Source organism: Propionivibrio sp., from assembly GCF_049316945.1.
GTDB lineage: Bacteria > Pseudomonadota > Gammaproteobacteria > Burkholderiales > Rhodocyclaceae > Propionivibrio.
On record NZ_JBMOJE010000132.1, the window covers coordinates 1 to 12,078 of the forward strand.

The window sequence follows — 12,078 nt, forward strand, 5'->3', positions numbered from 1 at the left end:
TACCGGCGAAGGCCGGTATCCAGATTCGTCCATCTGATCAAGATGTTAAAAGACCAGTTTGATAAACGAACTGGATACCGGCCTTCGCCGGTATGACGACGGATGGGTTGAACAAATTTACCTTGGGCCATGCCCTGAAGAAGCCCGTGAACAGGGGCTCTCCGGGCATCGTTTTGTAGGCCGCCATTTGACGGGCGGTGCAGGGCGATTTGTGGCAACCATCGTTGCCGGGCCGCTTTCATGCCTGCGGTTGTTTTTCCTGCACCAGCGCTTTCAACTTTTCAAGCAATGAATCGCTCAGGGCATGGAGTTCGGGGAGGCGCAGCAGCGCCTCCGCATTCGGACGCACGGCATGCAGTTCCAGCAACTTTGCCGCCAGCGCATGCACCTGACGGTGCAACGGTTCGATGGACTGGAAGGCTGGCTGCTGACCATAGCGGGCTACACCCTCGGTCTCCAGCCACTTGCCGAAACGGCAGAGTTGGTGATCGAGCGGCAGGGCTTCACGCTTACCCCTGAGATGGCTGGATAGCATGGCAATCCAGGCGCGGTGCTCGGCGCCGGCAAAGAGCAAGGGCAAATCGTCGTGGCTGATTGCCGGCAGATCGGCCCACAGCGGATCGGGGTGCCAGGCCGCTGCCCAGGCGGGCAACTCGTCCGCCGGCATCGGCCGCGCGATGCCGTAGCCCTGGGCCAGATCGCAGCCGAGTTGCAGCAGCATCTCGCCTTGTTCCACGGTCTCCACGCCTTCGGCAATGACCTGGCGACGGAAGGCGGTGGCCAGGCTGAGTACGCCTTCGAGAATGGCGAGGTCATCCGGGTCGTCGAGCATGCCACAGACAAAACTCTGGTCGATCTTGAGCTCGGTGACGGCCAGGCGTTTCAGGTAGGTCAGCGACGAATAGCCGGTGCCGAAATCATCGAGGGCAAACATCACGCCGATCTCGCGGCAGGATTCGATGACCTGGGAGACCCGCGCCAGGTCTTGCAGCGCGCTGGTTTCCAGCACCTCCAGCGCAAGATCGCCCGGACTGACCTCCGGATGCGCCGCCAGCAGCGCACGCAGACGCTCGACAAAGTCGGCCTGCTGCAACTGGCGGGCACCGACATTGACGCTGACCGGGATATTCAGTCCGGCCGCCTGCCAGATCGCCATCTGGCTGAGGGCGGTAGCGATCACCCACTCACCGATGTCAACGGCCAGCGGGTGGTCCTCGATCACCGGCAGGAACTCGGCAGGGGCGAGCAGGCCATTTTCCGGGTGTTGCCAGCGGATCAGCGCCTCGGCACCGATCACCGCCCCGCTGCGTACATTCACCTTGGGCTGGTAATGCAGCACGAATTCGCGTGCGGAGAGGGCGCGGCGGATGCGCTCCTGGCTTTCGTGATGGCCGCGCACGCTGCGATCCAGTTCGGCATCGAAGATGTGGTAGCGCTTCCTGCCGGCCTGCTTGGCCTGATACATGGCCTGGTCGGCCTGACGCAGCAGTTGATCGGCCTCCAGGTTTTCGGCCTGCGGGTAGAAGGTGACGCCGATACTCGCCGAAACCTGGAGCACGAGGTTGCCAAGAAGCACCGGCTGCGCCGCCGCCGCGAGCAGGCGGTCAAGCAACGTTACGCTAGCGGCCACATTGTTCAGGTCGAGAAATACGGCGACAAACTCGTCGCCGCCCAGGCGGGCCAGCGTGTCGCCTTCGCGCAGCGCCTGCTTCATGCGGCTGGCCACGGTCATCAGCAACTGGTCGCCGACTTCGTGCCCGTGGCTGTCGTTGATGGCTTTGAAGCCATCGAGATCGAGGTAGGCCACGGCCATCATCTGATGGTGCCGCTGCGACTGAACCATTCCCTGGCGCAGGCGGTCGGCGAGCAGGACGCGGTTCGGCAGCGCAGTCAGCGCGTCGTAGTGGGCCAGATGTTCAAGCTGGCTTTCGTGCGCCTTGATCGCGGTGATGTCCAAGAATAGCGCTACGAAATGTTGAATCTTGCCCTGTTCATCGCGCACCGCGCTGATGTTTTCCATCACCGCGTACACCTCGCCGCTCTTGCGCCGGTTCCAGATTTCTCCGTACCAGTGGCCTTTTTCGAGCAGATCGTGCCACATCGCGGCGTAGTACTCTTTTCCCTGACGACCGGAACTGAGCAGGCGCGGGTTGCGACCGAGGACTTCGTCGCGCGTGTAGCTGGTAATGTGGGTGAAGGCCTCATTGACGTTGATGATGGTACCGTCGGCGTCGGTGATCATGATGCCTTCGCGGGCGTGGGTGAAGACGCTGGCGGCCTGGATCGATTCCTCTGCCTTCTTGCGCTCGGTGATGTCGCGCGCAGCGGCGAACACGCCAAGCACCTGGCCGTTGTCGTCACGGTACACGCTGGCGTTGTAAAGCACGTCGGTGACCGTGCCCGAAACATGGCGAATGGCCAGCGGGTAATCGGTCACGAAGCCTTGCGAAAATACCTGCTGGTATCCCTCGCGGGCTTTTTCGGGGTTGGTGAAATAGTCGGCGAAGTCGCTGCCGATCAGCGTCTCCCGGCTTTCTCCGGTCACCTTTTCGGTGGCCGTATTGACGTCGGTGATCTTGCCGGCCGCGCTGATCGTCACCAGCGGGTCGAGACTGACTTCAATCAGGCTGCGGGCGTATAGCGCGGCGGCCAGGGCAGCTTCCTCCATCTTCTTACGTTCGGTGATGTCGCGGCTGATCCCGAACAGGCCGATGACTTTCCCTTCCTGGTCGAGCAACGGCCACTTGTTGGTGCTGACCCAGCCTTTGTTTCCGGCGGTGTCAAAGTAAGGATCGGTCTTGTTCAGCAGCGGCTTGCCATCGCGGAAGATCGGCAATTCCTCTTCATGGTAAATCTGCGCCGTCTCTTTCGGGAACACCTCCAGATCGTCCTTGCCGACCATGTCGCGCCAGCTGGCATGCCCGGTGATGTCGGCCAGGGTCTGGCTGCAAAAGCGAAAGCGCGAGTTTTCGTCCTTGAAGTAAATGAAGTCGCTGGCGTTTTCGAGAAAAGCCACGAAGTTGCGATTCAGCTCGCCGAGCGTTTCTTCCGACAGCGTGCGCGCAATGAGTTCAGCTTCGATCTGACTGGTAAATGCCTGCAGCTTGCCGGTCATGTCGTTGAAGGATTGCGCCAGTTCGGCGAATTCATCGGCACCGACCCCCTTGATCCGGTAACCCAGATTGCCCCCGGCAATGATTTTTGCGCCCGCGTGCAGCGGCGCCAGACCCTTGCCGATCAAGCGGCTTATTTGCCACGCGGACTGAATGGTGGTCAATGCCAGCAGCAATGCAAACACGCCGATAATGATGGCCAGGTTTTGGTAAGTCTGCTCGACGCGCCTGTCGCTGGCCTCCTGCAAAGTCGTCGACATATCGCGAAAGGCAACGGCCTTCAGCATCAGCTGGCTGACCAGCCGCTTGTTCAGTTCTTCATAGACCTGGCGGTTGCCAACGGCTGTTTCCAATGGCTCGGTGTGGCTGACAATACGCTGAAATAGTTCCGCGCGGTCTTTCGTATTCTGCTGCAATCGTTGCAACAGTTGCTGGTTCTGTTCGCCTTGGAATTGATCGGTAGCCTGAAGCAGCAGGCTGTCGGTCGACTCTTTGACGGCTTCCCACTGCGCCCGTATATGGTCTTCGCGATAGAGTAAATACTGGTTCCGCAATGAATCGTTTTTGAAGAATGCTTCCTTGATCTCGCCGGCAATAACGGAGTCATTTCTTGCACTGTTGAATTCGATGAAGGACCAGCCGAGAATCGGTAACTGGACGACGAGTGCCGCCAGCGTAAGGCCTGAAATGATCCTGAGTCGGGTGGTGATGCGCATGATCGGCTAGCGGAGCGACCTGACCGCTTCGGGTTTGATCGCCTTGAGGCTGTCAGCATGAATGTAGCTGGCGAAGTCGGGCATCACCGTCTGCTCGGTCAGCTTGTTCCTGATCGCCCAGCGCGCTTCATCATCCAGCGTGATCAGCAGTGTCTGGTCGAGCTTCACCTGGTAATTGAAGTTATTCCATACCTCGCTGACCAGGCTCTTGTCTATTTTTGTTGCAGCGGAAACGATGGTTTGCGCTTCGTCCGGATTTTTCGCAACGAAATCTTCGGCCTTGAGCAGGGCGCGCAGGAAGCGTTTGACGGCCTCGGGATGGTTGTGGACGAATTCCTGCTGGGCGGCGATATTGAACGTTTCGGTATAGATATGCCGGTCGTAAAAGACGATCCCGCCGGCCCCGAGTTGGTTCCTGATCTGCGTCAGCGGATAGTTCCAGGCGGAAAGCGCATCGACTTTCGCGGCCATGATGGCCTCCTGCATGTCCTCGGGTTTCAAGGGAACGGGCTGGATTTCCTGGCGCGTGAGACCGTTGGCCGTGAGCAGCGAATCGAGAAAGAAGTCGGAGGTGGTGCCGGGCGTAAAACCGATGCGCTTGCCTTTCAGGTCGCCGGGTACGGCGATGCCGGCATCTTTTCTGGCCACCACGGCATGGTTGGTGCTGCTCGATTCAATGTTGGCAATCACGAAAATCTTCTCGCCCCTGAGCACGCTGAACATGAACGGGGTTTCGGCGACCGTCGCGAAGTCCGCCTGCTTATCGAGCACCGCCTGCAGCGCGGCCTTGCCGTAGGTGTGCATCGAAAACTGCGCAATGAGCCCTTCTTTAGCAAAATAGCCTTTGGCCACCGCCACGTGAACGAGTGTGTTTTCCGGCTGCCAGGTATAGGCGACGGTGATTTTCTGCGCGTATCCGCCGTCGCTTTGCCCGGCATTCCCCGGCGCTGGCTTGTCGCAACCAGTGAGGGCGACGATGAAGATTAGTGTGAGGGCGGTTTTCCACATGGGGTGCTCCTGGCCAGGTCGGCTGATGCGTACCTTTGAAAGATAGGAAATTTTGTGACCGTATGCAATCGGCGGGGATTGTTCGCCGAAATCAGAAAAGACAATCCATCACTTTAGGCATGGCAGTCAGCAACAACTTCTGCAGTTCGGCCGGGCGATTGCATCAAACCGAAACACCCACCGCAAAGGCGCGAAGGAAGCAAAGTTTTCGCGAAGAAAGTCAAAAGCGACCAAATAGACACTCGCTTTCTTCGCTTCTCTTTGCGTTTCCTTTGCTCCTTTGCGGCTCTGCGGTGGACTTTGAAGTTTGATGCGATTGCCCTGTGCAGTTCGGCCGCTTGGGGTCAATTAATTTGTAGGGTGGCTCTGCATTTCCTTCGGTCAGATAAGCGCAGCGCATCCACCGTTTGTACCTCCGAGGCTTGGTGGATGCGCTGCGCTTATCCACCCTACGGGCTTCTGCGGTCTGCCTTGGAAAGCTCATGGATAGGCGATCTACAGCCCATGCCCTGAAGAAGCTCATGAATAATGGCTCTCCGGGCAGCGTTTTGTAGAACGCCATTTGACGGGCGTTGCAGGGCAGCCGCCTTATTTAGCCCGCTTCCCTTTGAGTGCCCGCACCTCGAAGTGGATCGCCTCCAGTTCGTGTCCATTGGCTTCGACCAGGGCCAGGCGATGCTTTCCCGGAGATGGCCGCCACAGCACTTCGCTGGCGGCACTGCCGGATGGTTGAGCGTCGATGCGCCACTGCCAGCCGGGGCCGGGCTGGCCGGAAAGCTGCAGGGCGACGCGCTGGCGCTCGGGCGGAATATCCGGGTCCAGCGCGATGATCGTGCCTTGCCCCGGATAGGCGATGTGCGCCAGCGACGTCGGCTCGGCCAGGCGCACCACGCTCATGCCGGTGCCGGCGATGAACCACTCCTGCCGTGCCGCTTCGCTGATCTTGCCGGGCGGCTCGAAACGAATCGGCTGCCGCTTGACGCCGACCGGCGGCGGCTTCGCCAGCGCTGGCGTGGTGCCGCCACGCTGCAGCCAGTCCATCACCTCGCGCCAGACCGGCGCGGCGCCGGAAACGCCGGATACATCGTGCATCGCCTCGCCAGCCGCGTTGCCGACCCACACCGCCACCGTATAGCGCGGCGAGAAGCCGATGCACCAGTTGTCGCGCATGTCCTTGCTGGTGCCGGTTTTCACCGCGCTCCAGTAGGGCGTGGCGAGCCACGATTCAAGCCCGAAGGTGCCGACCCGCGCGGCGCGGTCGGCCAGGATGTCGGCAACGATGAAAACCGGCGCCGCGGCCGCGGCGCGCTGCGCCGGCCCGCCGAATACGCCGCTGCAGCCGCCCTCGGTGCAAGGCGCTCCTTCGCCCTTCGTCACGCGCAACGGCGACCACTGGCCACCGTTGGCCAGCGTGCGATAGGCGTTGGCCAGCATGAGCAGCGAGACATCGGCCGAACCCAGCGCCAGGCTGAAGCCGTAGTAGTCGCCGTTCTCGGTCAGGCTCTTGAAGCCGAAGGCGTGCAAGCGGTCACGCAAGACATCCGGCCCGACGCGCACCAGCGTGCGTACCGCCGGGACATTGAGCGAGCCGCCCAGCGCCATGCGCGCACTGACCCAGCCGCGATACTGCGGCGCATAGTTCTGCGGCACGTACAAGCCGTTGCTGGTGGTCACGGCGAGCGGCGAATCGTCGAGCAGCGAGGCGGCGGTCAGGTCACGCCGCTCGAAAGCCAGCGCATAGAGGAAAGGCTTGAGTGTCGATCCGGCCTGACGCAACGCCGTCACGCCATCGACCTCGGGCGCATCCGACAAGGCGCCGCTCGAACCGACCCAGGCCAGCACCTCGCCCGAGCCGTTATCGATCACCAGCAGCGCGCCGTCCTCGGCGTTCTGGCGCACGATGTCGTGCAACTGGCGCTGCAGGGAAGCGCCGGCGAAACGCTGGAGATCGGCGTCGAGCGTGCTGCGCAGCCGTTCGCCCGGTTGCGTCAGCAGTTTCTGCGCCAGATGCGGCGCCAGCCCCGGCGACTGTTCCGCGCCGAGCCAGCCGGCCTGATCGCGCAGCCCGCCGGAAAGCGCCAGGCGGGCCAGTCCGTCCAGCCCCGCGCAGTCGGCGACCGCCCCCCGCTTCATTTGCGCCATGGCCTGCAAGACACCGCAGGCGCGCGTCGCCACGATTTTGGGCGAGGCGCCCGGCGAACGCAGCAATGCGGCGGCCAGTGCCGACTCGCGCTCGTCGAGACCGTCCGGCCACTTGCCGAACAGCCCGCGGCTCATCGCCGCCACGCCGACCATCTCGCCGCGGAAACCGGCGAGATTCAGATAGGCTTCAAGAATCTCGTCCTTCTTCCAGCGCTGCTCGAGCCACAGCGCGCCGGCGGCCTGCGAAAGCTTTTGCGCAACGCTGCGCCGGCCACGCCGCTGTGCCTCTTCGCTGGCAAACTCGTCGAGCAGGCCGACCAGTTGCATGCTCAGCGTGCTGGCCCCGCGCGTCCGCGTGTTCCACAGATTGCGCCAGGCCCCGGCCGCCGCCGCGCTCCAGTCAACACCTGCGTGTTCGTAGAATTTCCGGTCTTCCGAAGCCAGCAGCGCACGCAGCAGCGTGGGCGAAACGTCTTCGATGCGCGTCCACGGCAAACGGCGCTGCGTCATGTCGATGCGCTTGCTGTGCAACGGCCGCCCATCGCGCGCCAGCAACACGGCGTCGGATTCGCTGTAGGCCGCACGCAGTTCGGCGAACGACGGCACCGCCGACGCCGGCAGGCAGCAGGCGGCCCAACTTACAAGCAGGAATAGTCCGTTTCGAACGACGCGCAGAATCATGATGAAAAACTCTGTTTAACCTGAAAAAAGCAGTTGACCACAGCGAACACGGCGAACACAGCGGAAAAACAATGACTTGCAATGTTTTCATGAATCACCCTTTGGGTGGGCCATGAAATCCTGAAATGCTGAGGATTTTCGCTGTGCCCGCCGTGTTCGCTGTGGTCAACTGCTTTTTCCAGGTTCATCGATCACGGCGTACGCGCAGGCGCATGCCTGCTGGCGCGGCCCTCAACTTGCCGTCAAGCGCTCAAGGCTTCGGCGTAAGTCAAGTGCGTGCGATGCCACTCGCTGCCAACTTTTTCCAGGAAGGACAACGCCGCGTCGACCACCTCGGGGTCATACAAAGTACCGCGCCCTTTGCGTAGCTCGGCCAGCGCAACCTCAATAGCCAGCCCTGGACGATAAGGCCGGTGCGAAATGATGGCGTCGAAAACATCGGCGACGGCGATGATGCGCGCTTCGAGGCAGATCTGGTCGCCCTTGAGGCCCTGCGGGTAACCGGTACCGTCCATGCGTTCGTGATGCTGCCAGACCATGTCGGCGATCGGCCAGAGAAAATTGATGCCGCGCAGAATCTCCTGCCCTACCCCCGAATGGCAACGGATGATCATGAATTCGGGAGCGGACAGGGCGCCCGGACGATTGAGAATCTCGGCGGGAATGGAAATCTTGCCGATGTCGTGAATGGTGGCGCCCAGGTGAAGACCGAACAGCTGGTCCTTGCCAAGCTGCATGACACGGCCAATCTCAACCGCGATGCTGGCGACCTGGCGCTGGTGGCCAGCGGTGTACGGATCGCGCTTTTCGATGGCCAGGGCAATGGCTCCGACCATGCTGCTGAAGGTCTCGGCCAGCCTTTTTGCCTGGGAGACAGCCTGTTTTTCAGCCACTTTCAGCGCCGTGATGTTTTCGTGGGAAACCACCACGTGCACCAGCGCTCCCGGAGGAAACCGGGTCACGGTCAGCAGGAACCAGCGTTCTTCCCACGGCGCGTGGCAGGGATACTCCAACTGGAATTTTGGGCAGCTGCCGTCAAGGATGCTGGATATGCCGGCCACTACGGTTGTGGCGGACCGCCGCTCTTCACTTTCGGTGGCGCTATTGTCACCCGTGCATCCCGCCGGATTCCTCAGCATTTCGAGATAATTGCTGCCAACCCCGTAGTTTGGCAACCTGCTGCCGTTGGCGTCGGCAAACTGCCTCCAGGCTTCGTTGACGGCAACGATGCCACCGAACTCGTCGAGCAAGGCCACATGGGCGGTCAGTGCATCGATTACCGCACCATAGTGCTCTGTTTGAATACTCATGATTTCAGGCTCCTGCCTTGTCAAGCATCGTCATCGTTCCGGCGTCAAGCCGTGAAAACCGATAAGTAGATGCCAATTTGACAGAATACGCCAAAAGTCATATTTATACAGAACTGGATTACTCGTTTCACGCTAGCCGTTGTTATTATTATTATTGTTGTTATTGTTGTTGTTGTTGTTATTTGAATTGCTGCCGCCATCCTCTTTTTTCTTCGGCCCCGCAGCGGCGACCGCGCCGGGCAGGGTCAGCACGAGTCCGGCGGCCCCGAGCATGAGCAGTTTGCCGTTACTGAAGAATTCTTCGCCGTCGATCACCGAAATCTTGTCGCCATCGCACCAGATCGTCCTCGCTTGCGTCACTCCGGGCACGGCAAAACTGTTCACCACCTTGCCGCCGCTGTAGCAGTCGATCATCGACTTGCGGTAGATCAGGCAATCGCCCTTGCGCTGCGCCGCACCGACCAGCCAAAGCACCAGTTGCTCCTCGATGGCGGTTCGCGCCGGGCCGTCATCGAGGCGTAGCGCATTGAGAAAACATTCGACGCTGTAGGCGGTTCGTTCAAGTTCCGGTGCGCTCACGACAGGCCTCGCTGCTCAGGGAAGATAGTGAAATTCGAAATTCGGGAAGGGCAGGTTGATCGCCTGAATATGGTAGAAGGCGTTGCTCTTCTGCTTCTGGTAATGGTACTCGCGCAACTGTAGCGTGGTGAAGAAAAAGTTGTTGAGGACGCCCTTGCGGTAGTGTTCGCGGTGCAGCGCGATGAGGCCGGAAAGGTCGGCCATCAGGTAGTCGGCGCCGAGAAGGTCGCTGGCTTGCAGGCAGTTGGCAAAAAGCTGATAGGTGAATAGGTGCTCCTGTTTGCTGCGTTGCTCGTCGCCATAAACCACCAGCGTATCGCGCAGCATCTGCAGATAAAGCGTGTTGCGGACAGGCTCCGTGCAGTTGGCGGCGAACAGGCGGCGCTGGACATGAACGACGATGCGGTCACCCGGCAGCAGGGTGTGCCAGGTCGGCCGCGCCTTCAACAACGGCGAAGCCAGCGGCACCAGTTCGTCGCGCACTTCGAGGATGAAGGCCTGGTCGCTGTACAACTCCTGCAACAGCGGGTCGGCGGCGATCATGGCGCGCAAGGCGTTTTTTTCCTCGGCCAGATCGCTGGGCAGCAGGATGGCCGTCGCAGCCATTGATTTCCCCGGTTCCGCAGGCTGCGCAAAAGCCAGCGCCGGATGCATGTCGCTCACGTACTGCCGCGCCTGCTCGCGCTGCGCATCGGGCGCTGCCGCCGGAAAGGAGAGCGGGTTATCGGCGTAAATGGCCTTTTGCAACTCGCAGGTGTAGGAGCGCCCGCTGCCGCTCTGCTGTTTGACCACCGGGCAACCGCTGTGACACAGCGCGAGGTGATCGCAGCGCTGGCAGTTGTCGTCGAAACCGTGCGCCTGATGGATGCGTTCGATCTTGCGCGCTCCGTTGGCCAGAATGTCGTCGATGCGATCCGCGAAAACATTGCCGTAATGAAATTCCTCGAGGCCCTGGCCGCGCACGCAGGAATACACCGAGCCGTCGCTTTGCAGGAGGTAGAAGCGTTCGCCGCAGTTGAAGGCGTTGGTGCAATAGCCCGGCTTGAATTCGTCAAACCAGTTGCGACGCAGCCCGTCCTCCAGTTCTGTGCCGGTGAACGCCGCTTGCAGCGCTTCATACAGTCGCATCTGCTCGGCGGCACTGGCCGGCGACAGCACGGCCTCGCCCTTGCTGGCGCGATTGAGCCCCGACGCGAAGGCGAACATGATGTTGAACTGGTTCATGTCAAAACCCAGTTCGCGGTGGATGAACCAGATGTCGTCGATGATCGCCGGGATGTCGGCGAGGTGTTCGCTGCACAGCGTCGCCGAAATCTTTTTCGCATGCGGGTAGCCGGCCAGCAGGCGGATGTTCTTTTGCGCCAGTTCCAGCCAGTCGCGGCCGCCGCGGGTGGTGCGGTAGCGCGCATGCATGGTCAGCGGCAGGTCGATGCTGGCGCTGATCGAGACCTTGTGGCGGTCGAACAGATCGTATAACGGCGCGAACCTGTAGAGATTGGTCTTGATATGCGGCGACGACTTGCGCTGCCCGAGCGCATTGATGGCGTCGAAGTGCTCAAGGTAGTGGCTGCGAATCAGCGTCAGCAATTCGTCGAGCACCGCTTCCGGCAGGGTAGTCACCTCGCCGCCGTGCAAGGACACGTTGAAGGCCAGCACCCCGGCTTCACGCAAGGCATTGAGCGCATGGCGCAGGGTGGACACGGCGCGTGCCGCATCGACTTTCAGCGCCGCCTGGGTCGTCTGCTTGCCGAGATAGCAATAGGCGCAATCGAGATTGCAGCACAGCGTCGGCACATAGAGAAGATGGATATTCCGCGTAAAAACCGGCGTCGCAGCCGCAGCGGCAGCACCCAAGGCCGGCAAATCAGGCATCGGCCACGGCCGGCGAGGCCCGGCGCACCTTCTCGATGATCCTGGCCGTCACCTTGTTGAATTTGGCCGCCTTGTTGGCCTCGACCTTGTGCGCCTTGCGCGCGTTGGTCGGGAACTTCTCGCGCTCGATCACGAAAGCCTTGCCGCCTGCCGTTTGCAGGCTCAGGCGCCCTTCGGCTTCGGACAGACGCAGGTGCGTCACGTTGGCGTAATAGACGATATTCTCGCCGCAGATGAAGTAGCGCGGGCCGATGCACAGCGTTCCCGTCCGGGCAAGAAAAACGATCAGCGGCACGAGAAAGGCGCCCAGCCCCGCCGGGAAGGCCACCACAGCAACAATCAGCGCCACGGCCAGACTGACCAGAAAGAATGTCTTGCGTCGTCCGGACAGCCTGGTCCGGCCAGCGTGCTTGTAATTGAACACTGCAAGTTGGGGCTGATCCATGTGCGTCTCCCGCTTTTTCACTTGACTTAACTGCACGAGAGTATCGCCCGTCTGAAAATCGTGGTCAAACAGCAAAATGACCCACTCGATAAACGGCGTATTCCGCACCCAGGTTGGAGCCTGGTTGTGAGTAGTAGTCAGTCAACTTGGAACTGGTGTATAAAAAACCCCGTCATTCCGGGCTTGACCCGGAATCCAGTGGTGCACCACTG

At 60.9% G+C, this 12,078-nt stretch carries 9 protein-coding genes; all 9 read right to left on the reverse strand.

Annotated elements, in window-relative coordinates; translation table 11 throughout:
• Positions 1 to 242: hypothetical protein (locus ACOYNV_RS21705; RefSeq protein WP_422901898.1), on the reverse strand; the 242-nt coding region annotated here is incomplete at its 3' end.
• Positions 239 to 3,829, reverse strand: coding sequence for an EAL domain-containing protein (locus ACOYNV_RS21710; RefSeq protein ID WP_422901899.1), 3,591 nt, complete (start codon positions 3,827 to 3,829; stop codon positions 239 to 241). The genes ACOYNV_RS21705 and ACOYNV_RS21710, both read right to left, overlap by 4 nt.
• 6 nt (positions 3,830 to 3,835) lie before the next feature.
• Complete coding sequence (locus ACOYNV_RS21715; RefSeq protein ID WP_422901900.1) at positions 3,836 to 4,837, reverse strand: ABC transporter substrate-binding protein; 1,002 nt, start codon at positions 4,835 to 4,837, stop codon at positions 3,836 to 3,838.
• A 588-nt stretch (positions 4,838 to 5,425) separates the two neighbouring features.
• A complete protein-coding gene (gene pbpC / locus ACOYNV_RS21720; protein WP_422901901.1) occupies positions 5,426 to 7,660 on the reverse strand; it encodes a penicillin-binding protein 1C in 2,235 nt (744 codons plus the stop codon).
• Complete coding sequence (locus tag ACOYNV_RS21725; RefSeq protein ID WP_422901902.1) at positions 7,657 to 7,848, reverse strand: hypothetical protein; 192 nt, start codon at positions 7,846 to 7,848, stop codon at positions 7,657 to 7,659. Before ACOYNV_RS21725 ends, pbpC begins: the two co-directional genes overlap by 4 nt.
• Positions 7,849 to 7,902: 54 nt before the next feature.
• Positions 7,903 to 8,970, reverse strand: coding sequence for an HD-GYP domain-containing protein (locus ACOYNV_RS21730; protein WP_422901903.1), 1,068 nt, complete (start codon positions 8,968 to 8,970; stop codon positions 7,903 to 7,905).
• 132 nt (positions 8,971 to 9,102) lie between these two features.
• Positions 9,103 to 9,549 carry a hypothetical protein gene (locus ACOYNV_RS21735; RefSeq protein ID WP_422901904.1) on the reverse strand — a complete coding sequence of 149 codons (447 nt, stop codon included), beginning with the start codon at positions 9,547 to 9,549 and terminating at the stop codon, positions 9,103 to 9,105.
• Positions 9,550 to 9,564: 15 nt separating this feature from the next.
• Positions 9,565 to 11,421: a radical SAM protein gene (locus ACOYNV_RS21740; protein ID WP_422901905.1), complete on the reverse strand. Its 1,857-nt coding sequence runs from the start codon at positions 11,419 to 11,421 to the stop codon at positions 9,565 to 9,567.
• A complete protein-coding gene (locus ACOYNV_RS21745) occupies positions 11,414 to 11,866 on the reverse strand; it encodes a hypothetical protein (protein ID WP_422901906.1) in 453 nt (150 codons plus the stop codon). Before ACOYNV_RS21745 ends, ACOYNV_RS21740 begins: the two co-directional genes overlap by 8 nt.
• Positions 11,867 to 12,078: the final 212 nt, after the last annotated feature.

Excerpts from the sequence above, each read along its gene's own strand:
- ACOYNV_RS21740 (WP_422901905.1), bottom strand. The coding sequence starts at position 11,421 with ATGCCTGATTTGCCGGCCTTGGGTGCTGCCGCTGCGGCTGCGACGCCG.
- ACOYNV_RS21710 (WP_422901899.1), bottom strand. The coding sequence starts at position 3,829 with ATGCGCATCACCACCCGACTCAGGATCATTTCAGGCCTTACGCTGGCG.
- ACOYNV_RS21725 (WP_422901902.1), bottom strand. The coding sequence starts at position 7,848 with ATGAACCTGGAAAAAGCAGTTGACCACAGCGAACACGGCGGGCACAGC.
- pbpC (WP_422901901.1), bottom strand. The coding sequence starts at position 7,660 with ATGATTCTGCGCGTCGTTCGAAACGGACTATTCCTGCTTGTAAGTTGG.
- ACOYNV_RS21715 (WP_422901900.1), bottom strand. The coding sequence starts at position 4,837 with ATGTGGAAAACCGCCCTCACACTAATCTTCATCGTCGCCCTCACTGGT.
- ACOYNV_RS21730 (WP_422901903.1), bottom strand. The coding sequence starts at position 8,970 with ATGAGTATTCAAACAGAGCACTATGGTGCGGTAATCGATGCACTGACC.
- ACOYNV_RS21745 (WP_422901906.1), bottom strand. The coding sequence starts at position 11,866 with ATGGATCAGCCCCAACTTGCAGTGTTCAATTACAAGCACGCTGGCCGG.